Genomic DNA, 16,339 nt, shown 5'->3' with positions numbered 1-16,339 from the left:
TGCGGCGGCGCCGTCGGCGCCAGACCCGTCAGGTTACCGGCCAGGCATGCACCGGCTCGCCGGCTTTCGACAGCTCCAGGTAGCGCCCCAGCATCGAGGCCAGTGCCGAGTCGCGGTCGACACCGCGTTCCTCCGCCTGTGCCACCGTCTCCCGCTGCCAGACCGCGCCGTTGCGCCGGGCGAGGCAACGCCGCTCGATCACCCCCAGGTAGCGGTCGGCGGCCGTCTGCGAGACACCCGAGTCGCGCAGCCCCTCGTGTGCCAGCGGCAGCAGCACACGCAGCACCAGCTCGTCGGGCCGGATCCAGCCGATACCCGGCCAGTACAGCTGCGAGTCGAACCCGCGCCGCGCACCCGCGTACAGGTTCTCCTCCGCGGCCTGGAACGACATCTGCGTCCACACCGGCCGCTCCTGCTCCGCCAGTGCCCGCTGGGCCCCGTAGAAGAACGCCGCGTTGGACATCATGTCGAGCACCGTCGGCCCCGCGGGCAGCACCCGGTTCTCCACCCTCAGGTGCGGTGTGCCGTCCACCAGGTCGTAGACCGGCCGGTTCCAGCGCCAGACGGTGCCGTTGTGCAGCCGCAGCTCCGTCAGGCGGGGCACCTTGCCCGCCTCCAGCGCTTCCATCGGGTCCTCGTCGTCGGTCTCCGGCAGCAACCCGGGGAAATATCGGACGTTCTCCTCGAACAGGTCGAAAATGGATGTGATCCACCGCTCGCCGAACCACACCCTCGGCCGCACGCCCTGGTTCTTCAGCTCCTCGGGACGGGTGTCGGTGGCCTGCAGGAACAGCGGGATGCGCGTCTCGTGCCACATCGCCTTGCCGAGCAGGAACGGCGAGTTGGCCCCGAGCGCCACCTGCACGCCCGCCAGGCACTGGGCCGCGTTCCAGTGCGCCGCGAAGTCCTCGGGTCCCACCTGCAGATGCAGCTGGACCGACGTGCACGCCGCCTCGGGCAGGATCGACTCGGCGTAGGTGTGCAGCCGCTCGGGCTCCTGCCCCGGCAGCTCCGTGCCGTCCATCGACAGCAGCGTCTGCTCCCCGCGTGCCGCCAGGATCTGGTCGTTGAGCAGCGAGTACCGCGCGCTGTTGGTCAGCCACTTCTGGTCGAAGTGCTCCGGCGTGAGCGTCGGCAGCACGCCGATCACCGCGAGCACCGCGCCCGCCTGCTCCGCCTTGGCGCCCGCCTTGGCCAGGTAGGTGACGAGGTCGCGCTCCAGCTCCAGCGCCGAATCGCCGTCCAGCGGCCGCGGCGGCACGTTCAGCTCCAGGTTGTGCTGCGACAGCTCGGTCGTGAACGACGCGTCGTCGAGGGCCTCCAGCACGGCGGCGTTGGACATCGACGGCCGCATCGCCGCATCGACGAGGTTCAGCTCGACCTCCAGGCCGATGTGCTTGCGCGGGAACGAGAAGCTGCCCTCGGACAGCATCCGCGCGAGCGTGTCCAGGCACCGCTGAACCTTCCGGCGATACCGCCCCCTGTCCCGTGGATCGAAGGAGTCCGGTGACACGTCCTTACCCATGGCGCATCCCTTGCTGCTCTCCTGCCACGGCTCCCCGAACGCCTTGGCGTTGTCCCCTGCCAGGCCGAAACGGTGGCACACGCAGGGGGCCGGAGCTAGCGGCCAAACTGGTGCCGTCCGTCACCTGGACCTAACGGAGCGCAAGCAACGGCCCTTCGCAGCAAGGGTTACCCAGCATTCGGAGCACCGACTCCCCGGCACGCGGCGGATGGCAGACTCTCCGGGTGGCTGTGTTGATCTACACCGAGGACGTCGAGGACCCTCGGCTCGACGACTTCCGCGATCTCACGACGGCCGACCGCAGGCCCGACCGGCCCGGGGGCCGCGGTTTCGTCATCGCGGAGGGCACGGTCGTGGTGCGCAGGCTGCTCGCGTCGCGCTACCGCGTCCGCGCGCTACTGGGAGTAGAGCGTCGGCTGGCCGAGCTCGCCGACGACCTGCGCGGCGTGGACGTGCCCGCATACGTCACCTCGGCCGGCGTGATGGCCCGGGTCGTGGGGTTCCACCTCAACCGGGGCGTGCTGGCCGTCGCCGACCGCGTGCCGCAGCCGCCGGTGGCCGAGATCGTCGCGGGCGCGCGGCTGCTCGCCGTGCTGGAGGGTGTCGGGGACCACGAGAACCTCGGTGCGCTGTTCCGCAACGCCGCCGCACTCGGCGTCGGCGGGGTCCTGCTCGGGCCGGGCTGCTCCGATCCGCTGTACCGGCGCAGCGTGCGCGTGTCGATGGGTAACGTGCTGCGCGTGCCGTTCGCGCCGTTGCCCGGCTGGCCGGGCGCGCTGGAGGAGCTGCGTGCCGCCGGTTTCCACGTGGCGGCGCTGACGCCCCGTGCCGATGCGGTGGACCTGCGCGGGCTGCCGAACGCCGCCGGGGAGCGGATCGCGCTGCTGCTGGGCGCCGAGGGGCCGGGCCTTTCGGCCGCCGCGCTGGCCGCTGCGGACGTGGCGGTGCGGATCCCGATGGCGGGCGGCGTCGACTCGCTGAACGTCGCGACGGCGGGCGCGATCGCGTTCTACCAGCTCGGCGGGTGAGTTGAGGGGTGGCAGTGGTCGAGGTCGAGCTCAGGGTGCGGGACGAGCGTGCCGTGCTCGTGGGGGGACAGAACGGGCGGGAGGCCGACCCGCGCACCCTGCCGCTGGGCCCGGACCTGGTGGACGCCCTGCACGAGTGGGCACGGGTCGCCGCCGCCGTGCGGCGCAGCGGAGGCACGCGGGGCGGCGAGGTCGTCTCCCGCAGGGGCAGGCAGCTGGCCGTGCGCGTCGCCACGGCGCTGGACGTGCCGGTGAGCTACCACGACCCGCTGACCGAGGACGCGCTCGTGGTGACACCGCCGGAACCCCGGACGCGCGTGCCCGCCGCCGGGTGGCTGTTCGGCGACGAGCCGGAGGAGACCGGCCAGGACGAGCCGGTGCCGTGGGGCACCGGGCTGCTGGTGTCGCTGTTCATCTGCGTGTTCGTGGTCGTGGCGATGCTGGCGCTGGTGAGCGCGCTGGCGGCCGAGACGTCGGCCTGGATCGCGGTCGGGGCCGCGGTCGTGGTCAGCGCGGGGCTGGCCCCGTCGCTGTGGCTCGGGCGCAGGGTGCCGATCGTGCGCTGGATCGTGCTCGGCGCCGCGGCCGGTGTCGTCCTGTCCTGGATCGGCGTGCTGGTCATCGCCCTCGGCTGAACCGGCGGGCATGCGGCATCATCGCACCAGGGGCGGGGAGAGGACGGGTGCGGACATGGCTCAGGACACCACGGGCATCGCCGGCGGTTCCGGCCCGCTGGACCGGGTGCGGGCGCTGTGCCTCGCGCTGCCCGAGACCACCGAGCGGCTCAGCCACGGCGAGCCCACGTGGTTCGTCCGCGGCCGCAGGACCTTCGTGATGTACGCGGAGCGCCACCACGACGACCGCGTGGCGTTCTGGTGCGCGGCGCCTCCTGGCGCGCAGGAGGCCCTGGTCGCCGAGGCTCCCGGCCGGTTCTTCGTGCCGCCCTACGTGGGCCATCGCGGCTGGCTCGGCGTGTGGCTCGACGTGCCCGTCGACTGGGCCGAAATCACCGAGATCATCACCGACGCCTATTGTGTGGTGGCCCCGAAACGGTTGACCGCCGGATTGGGTGGTTGACCCGTTTTCGCAGGTCGGGGCCCAAGTCAGGAACTCACTGAAAGGCTCCATTCGGGGGACAGGTAGTTTGACCTCCATGGCTTCGTCGATCACACCAGACGTGTGTAATGTCGTGGTTACCGGTGGTAGCGGCTTCATCGGCCGCGCAGTCGTCGCGGCGTTCCGCGAGAGAGGCGCACGCGTCACCGTAGTCGACCGCGAGCCTGTGACCGTCCAGGACGAGGGCATCGTCGCCATCCAGGGCGATCTGGCCGACCCGGAGATCCGGGAGCGCGCCATCCTGCCCGGCACGGACGGCATCGTTCACCTGGCCGCCATCACGTCCGTGCTCAAGTCGCGCGAGATGCCGGCCAAGACGTACTCCGAGAACGTCGCCATCACGCACGAGCTGCTGGAACTGGCACGGATGCACGGGGTTCCCCGGTTCATCCTGGCCTCCACCAACGCCGTCGTTGGCGACGTGGGCGTCAGCACCATCACCGAGAACCTCGCTCTCGCCCCGCTGACACCGTACGGCGCCACCAAGGCCGCGTGCGAGATGCTCATGTCCGGCTACGCGGGCGCGTACGGCATGAAGACCTGCGCGCTGCGGTTCACCAACGTCTACGGGCCTGGCATGTCGCACAAGGACAGCTTCGTGCCCCGGCTGATGCGCGCGGCGCTGGCCGGGGAGGGCGTCAAGGTCTACGGCGACGGCCAGCAGCGCCGCGACCTGGTGTTCCTCGAAGACGTCGTGCGCGGCATCCTCGGAGCCTGGGACACCCAGCACGTCGGCAGGGCCATCGTGGGCGCGGGACGTTCGGTGTCGGTGCTCGAGCTCATCGAGACGGTCCGCTCGGTCACCGGCTGCCCGATCCCCGTCGAGCACATCCCGGCCCCGGGCGGGGAGATGCCCGCGGTGGTCGTCGACATCTCGCGCAGTGCCGAGACGATCGGCTACCGGCCCGCGTACGACCTGCCCGCGGGGCTGGCGGCCACCTGGCAGTACTTCCTCGACCACGACAGGCAGAAAGTCTTCGAGTGACCGGGCTGCTCCGTCGTCACTGGCTCCTGCTCGTGCTGCTCGCGGGCGGGATCACGCTGCGCGTGCTTACCTGGCTGGCCTACCAGCCTGCTCTGCTCTACATCGACACCTTCCGGTACCTGAGCAACCTCGAGCAGCTGCGGCCGACGGACCTCAACCCGCTCGGCTACACGGTCGTGCTCAAGGGGCTGCTCGGCCTCGGCGACCTGGCGTTCGTGGCGGCGGTGCAGCACGCCGTGGGCGTGCTCATGGCGCTCGCCCTCTATGCGCTCGCGCTGCGCTACACGAACCGCACCTGGCTGGCGGCGATCGTCACCGCGCCCGTGCTGCTGGACGCCTACCAGCTCCAGATCGAAGAGAACATCATGTCGGAGGTCCTGTTCCAGGTCCTCCTGGTGGGCTTTCTCTGGGCGCTGCTCGCCCGCCGCGAGCCCCGCTGGTGGGGCGCGGCCGCGGCCGGTGTGCTGCTGGCGTTCGCCATCGTCACCAGGACCATCGGCATCACGCTGGTGGTGCCACTGATGCTGCACCTGGTGTTCGCGGGCAGCGCCTGGCGCAGCTGGGCGGGCTGGCGGCGCATCGGGGTCCGGGTGCTGGCCGGTGTCGCCGGGCTGGCCGTGGTGCTGGTCTCCTACGCCGGTTACTTCAAGTCGCAGGCGGGCCACTGGGGGCTCACCGGGGCGCAGACCAGCGTGCTGTACGGGCGTGCGTCGGTCGTCGCGGACTGCTCCCAGCTGCCGCAGGACGACGAGGTGCTGCTGCGGTTCTGTCCCACGGAGCCGCTCGACCAGCGCAAGGGCATCGACTTCTACACCCACTTCCAGTACGGCGATCCGAACTGGCCCCCGGGCGAGCTGCCTCCGGGCAGAACCAAGAGTGAGCTCGCCAACGAGTTCGCCAAGACCGTGATGCTCACCCAGCCGGTGGACTTCACGCTGGCCATCCTCCGTGACTTCGCGAAGAACTTCGCGCCGATCAAGGAGACCTTGCCCAACGACGTGCCAGTCGAGCGCTGGCAGTTCCAGACGACGTACCCGTACTACAACATTGGGGAAGACAGCGTGGAGAGGTTGAACGCGGTCGCGCTCTACTACGACGGCATGCTGCCGGCGACCAACACCGAGCTTGCGGCCTTTCTCCGTGACTACCAGCTGAACGGCGGCTACACCTGGGGCCCTGCGCTGGGCATCTTCGCCCTGCTCGGTCTGCTCGGCGCCGCGGGCGTCGGCAAGGCCAGGCGCTCGGGGCTGCAGGGGGCCGCGTTCCTCGCGACGGCGAGCGGCGGCATCATCCTGCTCGGGTCGGCCGCCTTCGAGTTCTCCTGGCGTTACCAGTTGCCCGCACTGGTGCTGCTGCCCCTTGGCGGCGTGCTGGGCCTGGCGGCGATGCTGGGCTGGGCCAAGCGCAAGCCGGGTTCCACGGGCAGGCGGCCCAAGATGGCCGACTTCCCGGACGACACGGACGCCCAGGCCGTGGCCGACTTCCGGAAGCGCTACGGCGACAGCCCGCTGACGCCGCTCGTGGTCGTCATCGCGGCCTACAACGAGGCCGAGGGCATCGGTGCCGTGCTGCGGGAGATGCCGACCCACTGCGGCGACCTGCCGGTGTCCACACTGGTCGTGGTCGACGGCGCCACGGACGACACCGCCGAGGTGGCCGAGCGCAACGGCGCCTACGTGTGCGTGGCCCAGCAGAACCGGGGCCAGGGCGGCGCCCTGCGCCTCGGCTACCACCTGGCCGCCCTGTGCGGGGCCCGCTACATCGTCACGACCGACGCGGACGGCCAGTACGACAACGGCGAGATGCAGATGCTGGTCAAGCCGCTGCTCGACGGGTCCGCCGACTTCGTCACCGGCTCCCGCAGGCTGGGTTCCGGAGAGTACGACAGCAGCATGCGGTGGCTCGGCGTCCGCGTGTTCGCCTGGCTCGCGACGATTCTGACCATGCGGAAGATCACGGACACGTCGTTCGGTTTCCGGGCCATGCCTGCCGAGCTCGCGACGTCGGTGACGTTGCGGGAGCCGCAGTACCAGTCCTCCGAGCTGCTGCTCGGCGTGATGGCACGCGGCGCCAGGGTGCTCGAGGTGCCGATGAGCATGCGCCTGCGCAACAACGGCAAGAGCAAGAAGGGCCGCAGCCTCAAGTACGGCGCCAACTACGGACGGGTCATGACCGGGACCTGGCTGCGGGAGTACGTGCTGCGGGGCGGGCGTCACCGGCAGACGCCGTCGAAGGCTCTCGTTCCCGCGGACGATGCCGCCCGGCCCGCGGAGGGGGACGGCTCGGCGGGGTCACGCGCCGTGAACCCGCAGGCTTGAGCCGAGGTTGAGCCCCAACGAGAACGCGCCCGCCTGGATCGGCTGATCCGGGCGGGCGCGAACCGAAAGAACGGCGAGTGCGTCAGGTCTTTGCGGAGACGAGGGCGCGAGGACCGGAGTAGACGAACCGGTCGAGCAGCGTGAACTTGAGGATGAAGACCAGCGCGTAGCTGCTCAGGTACGCGACGTCGAGCACGATGATGCGGGTGAAGCCGGAGATCTTCAGCGGCTCCGTGATCATCCCGGCCAATGTCGTGAGGCCGACGGAGGCCAGCGCGCCCAGCCCGATGACGCACAGGTACGGCACGAGCTCGCGCTTGACGTGCGGCTTTCCCTGCCGTCCCCAGGCCCAGCGGCGCGCGATGAAGTAGTTCGGGACGGCACCGGCGACGAAGGCGACGGAGCTGGCGAGCGTCGGGCTCGCCCCGGTCGCCAGGAGGCCGATCAAGGTGACCTGGCTGAAGCCCGTGGCCACCACGGAGCTGGCCCCGGCGCGGAGCAGCCGGGCGAACAACCGCGGCCGTTTGGTGCCGGGCTGGCGCGGCTGAGGCGCGGTGTCGGTAACTGTGCTCACATCCGTCATTGTGCACACCGCCGTTCGAGTGGGTGCAGGCGCATCCCTGGTCTGGCCAATCTGATCACACTGCGCGATCGCATGGGGCGCGCCGCTCCGACCACGGAGGGGTACCCCGGTGTCCGGGCGGTGCAACCACGTGCCCGGCTTGTCCGAAATTCACCGATCGCGGGCCAGGATGGCGCGGGCCGGTGTGCGTGAACCGGAAGAAGAGTGGTCTGGACGTGCACGACTCGCCGGGCGGCTCGCGTGAGCCGCCCGGCGAGTCGCGCGACGGTCATGCTTCCGCCGGGGTGCCGACCTTCTCGGACTTGTCGCTGCTCCACGCCGAGACGCAGGGAATCTTCGACGTGTCACACCGATCGGCGTACTTCTTGGTGATGTCGGTGACCTCGCTCATCAGCCCCTCGCTCAACGTGACCGGGTTGAGTCCGAGGTGGAGGAAGCGGTCGTTGGCCACGTGCAACTCGTTCTCGTCAGCCTCGTTGCGCGGGTTCTCGACGTTCGCGATGGTGGCGCCGGTGCGCTCGGCGATCATCTTCGCCAGATCCCGGACCCGGTGGGTCTCGGTCATCTGGTTCAGGATCTGCACCCGGTCACCCTTCGCGGGCGGGTTGTCCAGCGCCAGCTCGATGCACTTCACGGTGTCCTGAATGTGAATGAATGCCCGGGTCTGGCCACCGGTGCCGTGCACGGTGAGCGGGTAGCCGACCCCGGCCTGCATCAGGAACCGGTTGAGCACGGTGCCGTAGTCGCCGTCGTAGTCGAACCGGTTGATGAGCCGCTCGTCGAGCTGGGTCTCCCTCGTCTGGGTGCCCCAGACAATGCCCTGGTGCAGGTCGGTGACCCGCACCTGGTCGTTCTTGTTGTAGTAGAAGAACAGCAGCTGGTCCTGCGTCTTCGTCATGTGGTAGATGCTGCCCGGGTTGGCCGGGTACAGGATCTCCTGCTCGATCAGGCCCTCACCGGTGTCGATCTTGACGTTGAGGTAGCCCTCGGGGATCTTCATGCCGGCCGTGCCGTAGCCGTAGACGCCCATGGTGCCCAGGTGGGCGACGTGGATGTCGAGGCCGCTCTCCACCACCGCGGCGAGCACGTTGTTGGTGGCGTTGAGGTTGTTGTCGACCGTGTAGCGCTTGTGCCAGCTGCTCTTCATCGAGTACGGCGCGGCCCGCTGCTCGGCGAAGTGCACGATGGCGTCCGGCTGCCAGTCCACGAGGAGGTCCAGGAAACGCTGGTAGTTGCTGGCGACGTTGATGTTGTGGAAGCCGATGTCCTTGCCGGACACCTCTTTCCAGGCGCGCAGCCGCTGGTTCATCGGCCGGATCGGCGTCAGCGACTCGCACTCGAGCTCGATGTCGATCTTGCGCCGCGACAGGTTGTCGACGATGGCGACCTCGTGCCCCTGTGCCGACAGGTGCAGGGAGGTCGGCCAGCCGCAGAAGCCGTCCCCGCCAAGGACCAGTACTCGCATGTTCTTCCTCCTGTTATTCATCCCCGTCGGGGTGGCAGACGCTACCGCTTCGGGTGATGGCGCTACCACCGGGCTATTCTGCGCGACGGCCCTGCCGCCTTGTCATCGCACCTGCCCTGGCCGCCGCAGCGGCCGGTTCGGGTCACGTGCGGGCGGCGGTTCTCAGCGGGGCTCCAAGCAGGACGGGATTGAGATGAGCAGCGCGATGCTAGCACTGCCCAGAGGGGTGGCTCGTGACCGGCCCGTGACCTGGGTAACGGCTGGTGGTGCGCCGGTCACCCGCGCTGGCTGCGGACTCCGAGCAGGACGTCCTCCCAGGCCGGGACGGCGGGGTGGCCCTTCTTCTTCGGCTTGGGCTTCGCGGTGCGTGCGGGCGGCTGCTCACCGGCCGCGCCGGGCTCCTCGGCGGGCACGCGCGGCATCTCGGTGGTGTCGTCCTCGTTGGGTTCCGGGATCGGTGCCTCGATGACGTTGCCGGCCTTGCCTGCGGCCTGCTCGGTGCCGTAGTCGAGCATCTGCTGCTCGTCGGCGGGTTCCTCACCGGCGTCCCTGCGCTGGTCGACGGCGCGCGGCACGCGGTGGGAGTTCGGGTCGAGCAGCGCTTCGGCCAGCTCGTCGAGTGCGGTCACCGTGCCGCCGTGCGCGCCGGGTGAGAACGCCCAGTGCGCGCGGTTCTGCGACCGGCCCGCGCTCCAGCGCAGGCAGACGACCCAGCGGTTGTCGTCGCCGCGCCAGGCGTCCCAGGTCGCCTGCGAGTAGTCCTGCCCGCGTGCCCCGAACGAGTAGGCGACCACCTCGCCGAGCGTCTGCACATCGGGACCGTCCTCGCGCACCGGGTGGGCCTGCTGGGCGAGTTCCGCGGTGCGCGAGCGCTCCAGCAGGACGGGGTAGGCGAAGCGTTCGACCCGCTGCTGGGGGACACCGGCCGCCGAGGCGACCTGCTCGACCGACTCGCCGGCCCGGATGCGGGCCTGGATCTCTCGTGGGCGCATCTGGCTCTCCAGCTCGATCTCGATCTGGCCGAGGCGGGTGGCATCCCCGCGGGCGGCCGCGCGCAGGCGTTCGTCGGCAGGCAGGAGGAACCGTTCGCGGCGCGCGGGGTCTTCGCACACGATGGACTTGCCGTCCTCGTGTAGCCCGACCACCCGTAGCGTTCGCATTCAGGCCTCCCAAGCGCGTTCACCTCTGTGGGTGTCCACGGTAGAGCGGCGCGTCGCCTTGACGGGCGAGGCGCGCCGACTTCTCCGCGTATCCCTTGATGATCTTGCTGGAGACGTCCGGCGACAATCGTGCCGACGCGCCGGGCTGCCCGCATCTCGATAAGGGGAATCTCCCCAATGCGGCATTCGTAGCGCTGAACGCTACGAATGCCGCATTGGGAGCGTTGAACGCTACCAATGCCACATTGGGGAGCTACTTGGCGAGGCGCTCCACGACCCACTCGATGCACTGGGTCAGCGCGGTGACGTCGTCCGGCTCGATGGCGGGGAACATGCCAACGCGCAGCTGGTTGCGGCCCAGCTTCCGGTACGGCTCCACGTCGACGATCCCGTTGGCGCGCAGTGTCTTCGCCACGGCCGAGGCGTCCACGTCGTCGGCGAAGTCGACGGTGCCGACGACCTGCGAGCGCAGCGCGGGGTCGGTGACGAACGGCGTGGTGTAGCCGGTCTTCTCGGCCCACTCGTACAGCCGGGTGGACGAGTCGCGGGTCCGCGAGGTGGTCCAGGAGAGTCCGCCGTTCGCGAGCATCCACTCGATCTGGTCGGCGAGCAGGAACAGCGTCGCCACGGCGGGCGTGTTGTACGTCTGGTCCTTGCGCGAGTTGTCCAGCGCCGTGGTCAGCGACAGGAACTCGGGAACCCAGCGGCCGGAGGAGCCGAGCTCGCCGACGCGGTCGAGCGCGGCGGGCGACATGAGCGCGATCCACAGCCCGCCGTCGGAGGCGAACGACTTCTGCGGCGCGAAGTAGTAGACGTCGAAGTCCTCGGCCTTGACGGGCAGACCGCCCGCGCCGGAGGTGGCGTCGATGGTGACGAGCGCGCCGTCGCTGCCCTCGGGACGGCGGACGGGCACGGCGACACCGGTGGAGGTCTCGTTGTGCGCCCACGCCACGATGTCGGCGCCCTGCTGGTAGGCGATCTCGGGGGCGGTGCCAGGGTCGGACTTGACGACGGTCGACTCGGCGAGGAAGGGCGCCTTGTCCGTGACGGTCGCGAACTTGGACGAGAACTCCCCGTAGGCGAAGTGCTGTGCACGCTCCCGCACGAGGCCGAAGGCGGCGGCGTCCCAGAACGCCGTCGTGCCGCCGTTGCCGAGCACCACCTCGTACCCGTCCGGCAGGCCGAACAGCTCGGCGAGCCCGGAGCGAACACGGCCGACCAGCGACTTCACCGGCTTCTGGCGGTGGGAGGTGCCGAGGACGTTGGCGCCCTCCTTGGCGAGGCTGGCCAGCTGCTCCTGGCGGACCTTGGACGGTCCGCAGCCGAACCGGCCGTCGGAGGGCTTGAGGTCTGCGGGAAGGGTCAACTCAGCGGCTTCGCTCATGCGGCCAGTGTTTCACGTGGCCGGCGGCCGCTGAATGGCGTGGGTCACCGTCCCACGTGGTGGTCGCCCCGCCAGCCCTTGTCGTCCACGCCGCCCGGAATCGGCGCCGCCGGGTCGTACGGCGTCCTGGTGAACACGAACGTCGCGACGTCGAGGTGCGCCGGCCTGCCGCCGCCGTCGCGGTGCACGGTCATCGTCTCGCCCGCGTAGTAGCCGTCGAGCCCGAGCCAGCGGTCGTCGCCGAGCGGGCGGAACCGTGATGCCCTGCCCTGGCCCGCGGCCGGGGTGAGGTCGAGCCAGCCGCTGGGCAGGATGCGCAGGTGGAACGGCGTGGGCCCCCAGTGCCACAGCCCGGTCAGCTCCAGCAGCGCCGGGTCGATCTCGGCGGGCCGCCACTCGCGCGGCAGCGGCGGCTCCTGGGTGTCGGCGATCGCGATGAGGTCGCTGACCAGGCCCAGGATGCTCACGCCCGACGTGGTGTTGGCGAACGCCACTGCGCCCGTCTGGGTGGCCGGGTCGATCAGCGTGCACGCCAGGAAGCCGGGCATCGAGCCGGTGTGGCCTGCCAGCCGCCTGCCGTCGATCTGGACGAGCTGCAGGCCGAGCCCGTATCCGGAGTTCCACGCGCCGCTGTCGTCGATGGCCGCCGCCTCGCGCATCTCCGCGACGGTGTCCGGGTGCAGCACGTCGCCGGTGCGGCCGCCGACGAACGCCGTCCAGCGGGCCAGGTCCGCGGTGCACGACCACAGCTGGCCGGCCGGGGCCATCGCGCCTGCGTCGTGCTCGGGTTCGGGCAGCACGACGTCGGCGAACGGATGCACCGCGCAGCCACGCGCGTGCCTGCCCGCGGGCCGCTCGGTGGTCCTGCTCATGCCGAGCGGGGTGAGCACCTCGGTGCGCAGCGCGTCCAGCCAGCTCGTGCCGCGCAGCCGGGCCACCAGCTCGCCGAGCACGCCGTAGCCGACGTTGGAGTAGTGGAACCTCCTGCCGGGCCGGTGCTTCCACTCCGCCTCGGTGAGGCCGGCGTTGAGGCCGGGCCAGTCGCCGCCTGGCGTGCGCTCCCACCACTGGCCCGGCGACTCCGCGGTCAGCCCTCCGGTGTGCGCCAGCAGCTGCGCGACGGTGACCCGCCCGAAGGCCGTCTCCGGCAGGTGCCGCTCCAGCGGGTCGGCGAGGTCCAGCCTGCCTTCGTCGCGCAGGCGCAGCACGAGCGCGGCCACGAGCGACTTGGTGATGGAGCCGATGCGGTACTGGGTGCGCTCGTCCGGCGGCGCGCCGTCGACGGAGCCACGCGCGCCCGACCAGACGATGTCGCCGTCGCGCACGAGCGTGGCCACCAGCGACGGCGCCCGGCCGTTCGACTGCTCGGTGGCGACGCGGCGAAGCAGGGCGAGCTCGGTGCTGGGCAACATGGACACATTCTGCCGCGCGGGTCGCCCGCCGGTCGGCCGGGAGGTGGACGCGCCGGTCCGACGAAAGGAGGACGCCACGGCGCCGCCCCGTCCCTACGCTCGGCGGAGAGGGAGACCGGGGGAGACGATGGTGAAGGCCGGCACGGCGCGGCGGCGCGGGCGGCAGGACGAGCTGGCGGCGGCGCTGACCCGTGGCCCGGCCGAGGTGCTGGACTTCTTCCTGCCACTCTGGGCGGGCAGCCGGCTCGGTGCCTCGGCCGCGGAGGTGGGCGCGCTCACGGCACTGGAGACACTGGTGTCGTTGCTGGTGCGGCCGCTGGCCGGTGTGCTGGCCGACCGGCTCGACCGCGGCAGGCTCGCCGCGGCCGGTGCCGTCCTCTATGGACTGTCGTTCGCCGGGTACGCCGCGACGCCCGGGCTGGGCCTTGCCTATGCCGCCGCCGTCGCCGGCGGCGCGGGCGGCGCGGTGTTCTGGGTCGCGCTGCGCGCCAGGGCCGGGGAACGGCTCGCCGTGGACAGCGGTGTCTACAGCAAACTGTTCGCCGCCGAGGGCGCGGGAACGTGGATGGCCTTCCTCGTCGCGATGCCGCTGGTGTCGCGCGTCGACTACCGCGGCGTGTTCTGGCTCGGCGCCGCGGCCTGCGCCGCCACGGCCGTCGTGCTCGTGGCCTCCCGGCCGGGGCCACCTCTGTCCACACCCGACGGTGCACGGCTGTCACAGCTGAGCCGCAGGATGCGGCCGGTGCTGCTGCTCGTGGTGCTCACGGCGCTGGCAGAGGGCGGCGTGGCGCTGCTGCTCCTGCTGCACCTCCAGCGTGGCTTCGAACTCCAGCTGGGTCAGATCGCCGCCGTGTTCCTGCCCGGGTTCATCGTCTACAGCACCCTGCCCGGCCACCTGCACGGCATCGTGCGCCGGATCGGCCGCACCCGGGTGCTCTCGCTGGCGCTGGTGTGCAGCGCCGCGTTCGCCGCCGGGTTGTCGGTCGCGCCGAACCCGTGGGTGATCGCGGGCATGTGGGTGTTCTCGGCGGTCGCGTTCGCCGCGGCCATCCCGGTGGAGCAGTCGATCGTCGCGGAGGCCGCGGGGGTGAGCCTCGGCCGCGCCATGGGCGTCTACGAGAGCGCGACCCTGCTCGGCGTCACGGTCGGCACGTTCTGCGCCGGGCTGCTCTACTCCTCGGGGGGAGGCTGGCGCTTCGCCTGCGTGGGCGCCGCCGGGTTGCTGCTCGCCGGTGCCGGGTTCGCGCGCACGGCGGTGCGGCGGGTCGGGGTGGCGGAGTACCCGTCCGAGCCCGCGCCGCCGGACGAACGTGAGCGGCCGGAACCCGAGCCCGAGCCGGTGCCGGAGCCACCGCAGGCGCGGAGCGAACGCCGGTGTCGGCCGGGGTGCGCACGTGGTCCCAGCACGTGGTCCTGTTCGTCGTGGTGCAGGCGGTGCTCGCGGTGCTGGGGTACAGCTGGCCGGTCGAGGCCGTGCTCGGCGGGCCGCACGAACTCTCGTGGCTGTGGAACGACAGCGGCCACTGGCTGCTCGACGCCGGCCGGATCTGGTGCCTCGTCCTGGTGGGTGACACCGTCTGGACCTGGGGAAAGCTGCTGCTGGCGCGCCGTCGTTGACAGTCTGTCTACGATGACAGGATGTCTCACAGCTGGGTGACGGCCACCGACGGCGTCCGGCTCGCGGTGCGGGTGCGCGGCCCGGAGGCGGCGCCGACGGTCGTCTGCGTGCACGGCTACCCCGACAACGCGTCCCTCTGGGACGGGGTGGCCGGCCTGCTCGCCGAGCGGTTCCGGGTGGTGACCTACGACGTGCGCGGCGCGGGCGCGTCCGGCAAGCCAGGGCAACGGACCGCCTACCGGCTCGACCAGCTCGCCGACGACCTCGCCACCGTGGTCGGCGCCGTGCAGGGCGAGGGCAGGGTGCACCTGCTGGCCCACGACTGGGGCGCGATCCAGACCTGGCACGCCGTCACCGGCGAGTGGCTGCGCGGCCGGGTCGCGTCGTTCACGTCGATCTCCGGACCCGACCTCGACCACGCCGCGCACTGGTTCCGGGCCCAGCTGCGCGGGCCGACGCCCCGCCGCCTGCGCCACGCGCTCGGCCAGCTGCTGCACTCCACCTACATCGCGTTCTTCCAGCTGCCTTTCGTGCCGGAGCTGGCCTGGCGCACCGGCCTGCTGCCCAGGGCCATCCGCAGGCTCGACCCAGCGGAGGCCGCGCCGGAGCTCGCCGACGGGCTGCACGGGCTGAACCTGTACCGGGCCAACATGCTGCCGAGGCTTAGCAGGCCGCAGCGCAGGCACACCGACGTGCCGGTTCAGGTGCTCGCCCCGCTGGCCGACCCGTTCGTCACCACGCCACTGCAGACCGAGATCGAGCGCTGGGTGCCCGACCTGTGCGTGCGCCCGGTCGCGGGCAGCCACTGGCTGCCGCGCGCCGACCCGGGTCTCGTCGCCCGCGCCACCACCGAGCTCGTCGACCACGTCGAGGGCGGGCCACAGGCGCGGGCACTGGTCCGCTCCCGCGTCGCGCCGCCGCCACGAGGGCGGTTCCCGGGCAGGCTCGCGGTGGTCACCGGCGCGGGCAGCGGCATCGGGCGTGCCACGGCCGTCGCCTTCGCCCAGCAGGGCGCCGACGTCGTGCTCGCCGACGTCAACCGCGAGGGCCTGGCAGGAACGGCCGAGCTCGTGCGCCGCAGCGGGGCGCGGGCCGCCGAGTACACAGTGGACGTCGCGGACGGCTCGGCGGTGCACGCGTTCGCCGAGGCGGTGCACGACGAGCACGGCGTGCCGGACATCCTCGTCAACAACGCGGGCATCGGGATGGCGGGCTCGTTCCTCGACACCGGCGTGGCCGACTGGCAGCGCATCCTCGACGTCAACCTGTGGGGCGTCATCCACGGCTGCCGCGCGTTCGCGCCACGGCTCGCCGAGCGCGCCGAGGGCGGGCACATCGTCAACGTCGCCTCGATGGCCGCCTACCTGCCGTCGAGGCTGCTGCCCGCCTACTCCACGACCAAGGCCGCGGTGCTCATGCTCAGCGAGTGCCTGCGCGCCGAGCTGGCGGGCAGGCGGATCGGGGTCAGCGCGGTGTGCCCCGGGATCGTGCGCACCGGCATCACGGCCACCACCCGGTTCGTCGGCGCGGACGAGGCCGAGCAGCGGCGCAGGCAGGAGCACAGCAGCAGGCTCTACGCCCGGCGGGGCTTCGGACCCGAGCGGGTGGCGCGTGACATCCTGCGCGCGGTGGAGCGGGACGTCCCGCTGGTGCCGTCCACTCCGGAGGCCAAGCTGACGCTGGCGTTGTCGCGGCTCACCCCGGCCCTGCTGCGGGCCGCCGCCGCCCGGTGAGCGAGCGCAGGC

13 protein-coding genes are annotated in these 16,339 nt (G+C 71.5%); 7 read left to right on the top strand and 6 right to left on the bottom strand.

Annotated elements, in window-relative coordinates; all coding sequences use genetic code 11:
* Positions 1–28: 28 nt before the first annotated feature.
* Positions 29–1,525 (bottom strand): glutamate-cysteine ligase family protein, encoded by a 1,497-nt coding sequence (locus BAY60_RS01290; protein ID WP_112280636.1) that lies wholly within the window; start codon positions 1,523–1,525, stop codon positions 29–31.
* A 224-nt stretch (positions 1,526–1,749) separates the two neighbouring features.
* Here BAY60_RS01290 and BAY60_RS01285 point away from each other — a divergent pair, with 224 nt between their 5' ends.
* From BAY60_RS01285 to BAY60_RS01265, 5 genes are all read left to right on the top strand, one after another.
* Positions 1,750–2,553, top strand: coding sequence for a TrmH family RNA methyltransferase (locus BAY60_RS01285; protein ID WP_112278982.1), 804 nt, complete (start codon positions 1,750–1,752; stop codon positions 2,551–2,553).
* An 8-nt stretch (positions 2,554–2,561) separates the two neighbouring features.
* Entirely contained in the window at positions 2,562–3,188 is a 627-nt protein-coding gene (locus tag BAY60_RS01280; protein ID WP_425466433.1) for a DUF2537 domain-containing protein, read from the top strand.
* A 55-nt stretch (positions 3,189–3,243) separates the two neighbouring features.
* Complete coding sequence (locus tag BAY60_RS01275; protein ID WP_211330160.1) at positions 3,244–3,630, top strand: MmcQ/YjbR family DNA-binding protein; 387 nt, start codon at positions 3,244–3,246, stop codon at positions 3,628–3,630.
* A 76-nt stretch (positions 3,631–3,706) separates the two neighbouring features.
* Positions 3,707–4,654, top strand: a complete 948-nt coding sequence (locus BAY60_RS01270) for an NAD-dependent epimerase/dehydratase family protein (protein WP_112278980.1) — start codon at positions 3,707–3,709, stop codon at positions 4,652–4,654.
* Positions 4,651–6,972 (top strand): glycosyltransferase family 2 protein, encoded by a 2,322-nt coding sequence (locus BAY60_RS01265; RefSeq protein ID WP_112278979.1) that lies wholly within the window; start codon positions 4,651–4,653, stop codon positions 6,970–6,972. The genes BAY60_RS01270 and BAY60_RS01265 overlap by 4 nt, the downstream gene beginning before the upstream one ends.
* A gap of 82 nt (positions 6,973–7,054) precedes the next feature.
* Here the strand turns inward: BAY60_RS01265 and BAY60_RS01260 are convergent, their stop codons facing one another.
* From BAY60_RS01260 to BAY60_RS01240, 5 genes are all read right to left on the bottom strand, one after another.
* Positions 7,055–7,555: a GtrA family protein gene (locus tag BAY60_RS01260; protein WP_112278978.1), complete on the bottom strand. Its 501-nt coding sequence runs from the start codon at positions 7,553–7,555 to the stop codon at positions 7,055–7,057.
* A 268-nt stretch (positions 7,556–7,823) separates the two neighbouring features.
* Complete coding sequence (locus tag BAY60_RS01255) at positions 7,824–9,020, bottom strand: NAD-dependent epimerase/dehydratase family protein (protein ID WP_112278977.1); 1,197 nt, start codon at positions 9,018–9,020, stop codon at positions 7,824–7,826.
* Between the two features lie 275 nt (positions 9,021–9,295).
* Entirely contained in the window at positions 9,296–10,180 is an 885-nt protein-coding gene (sepH, locus tag BAY60_RS01250) for a septation protein SepH (RefSeq protein ID WP_112278976.1), read from the bottom strand.
* Positions 10,181–10,433: 253 nt separating this feature from the next.
* A complete protein-coding gene (gene serC / locus BAY60_RS01245; RefSeq protein ID WP_112278975.1) occupies positions 10,434–11,564 on the bottom strand; it encodes a phosphoserine transaminase in 1,131 nt (376 codons plus the stop codon).
* A 44-nt stretch (positions 11,565–11,608) separates the two neighbouring features.
* Positions 11,609–12,976 carry a serine hydrolase domain-containing protein gene (locus BAY60_RS01240; RefSeq protein WP_112278974.1) on the bottom strand — a complete coding sequence of 456 codons (1,368 nt, stop codon included), beginning with the start codon at positions 12,974–12,976 and terminating at the stop codon, positions 11,609–11,611.
* Positions 12,977–13,106: 130 nt separating this feature from the next.
* Here BAY60_RS01240 and BAY60_RS01235 point away from each other — a divergent pair, with 130 nt between their 5' ends.
* Positions 13,107–14,633 carry an MFS transporter gene (locus tag BAY60_RS01235; RefSeq protein ID WP_245992256.1) on the top strand — a complete coding sequence of 509 codons (1,527 nt, stop codon included), beginning with the start codon at positions 13,107–13,109 and terminating at the stop codon, positions 14,631–14,633.
* Positions 14,615–16,327, top strand: a complete 1,713-nt coding sequence (locus BAY60_RS01230) for an SDR family oxidoreductase (protein ID WP_245992254.1) — start codon at positions 14,615–14,617, stop codon at positions 16,325–16,327. Before BAY60_RS01235 ends, BAY60_RS01230 begins: the two co-directional genes overlap by 19 nt.
* Positions 16,328–16,339: the final 12 nt, after the last annotated feature.

It is taken from the genome of Prauserella muralis (genome assembly GCF_003202285.1).
GTDB classification, from domain to species: domain Bacteria; phylum Actinomycetota; class Actinomycetes; order Mycobacteriales; family Pseudonocardiaceae; genus Prauserella_B; species Prauserella_B muralis.
Note: the sequence above shows the minus strand (reverse complement) of the source record. Positions and strands in the feature narration are given on the sequence as shown.

Coding starts and splice junctions, on each gene's coding strand:
- BAY60_RS01275 (WP_211330160.1), top strand. CDS start 3,244: ATGGCTCAGGACACCACGGGCATCGCCGGCGGTTCCGGCCCGCTGGAC.
- sepH (WP_112278976.1), bottom strand. CDS start 10,180: ATGCGAACGCTACGGGTGGTCGGGCTACACGAGGACGGCAAGTCCATC.
- BAY60_RS01260 (WP_112278978.1), bottom strand. CDS start 7,555: ATGACGGATGTGAGCACAGTTACCGACACCGCGCCTCAGCCGCGCCAG.
- serC (WP_112278975.1), bottom strand. CDS start 11,564: ATGAGCGAAGCCGCTGAGTTGACCCTTCCCGCAGACCTCAAGCCCTCC.
- BAY60_RS01290 (WP_112280636.1), bottom strand. CDS start 1,525: ATGGGTAAGGACGTGTCACCGGACTCCTTCGATCCACGGGACAGGGGG.
- BAY60_RS01270 (WP_112278980.1), top strand. CDS start 3,707: ATGGCTTCGTCGATCACACCAGACGTGTGTAATGTCGTGGTTACCGGT.
- BAY60_RS01230 (WP_245992254.1), top strand. CDS start 14,615: ATGTCTCACAGCTGGGTGACGGCCACCGACGGCGTCCGGCTCGCGGTG.
- BAY60_RS01240 (WP_112278974.1), bottom strand. CDS start 12,976: ATGTTGCCCAGCACCGAGCTCGCCCTGCTTCGCCGCGTCGCCACCGAG.
- BAY60_RS01255 (WP_112278977.1), bottom strand. CDS start 9,020: ATGCGAGTACTGGTCCTTGGCGGGGACGGCTTCTGCGGCTGGCCGACC.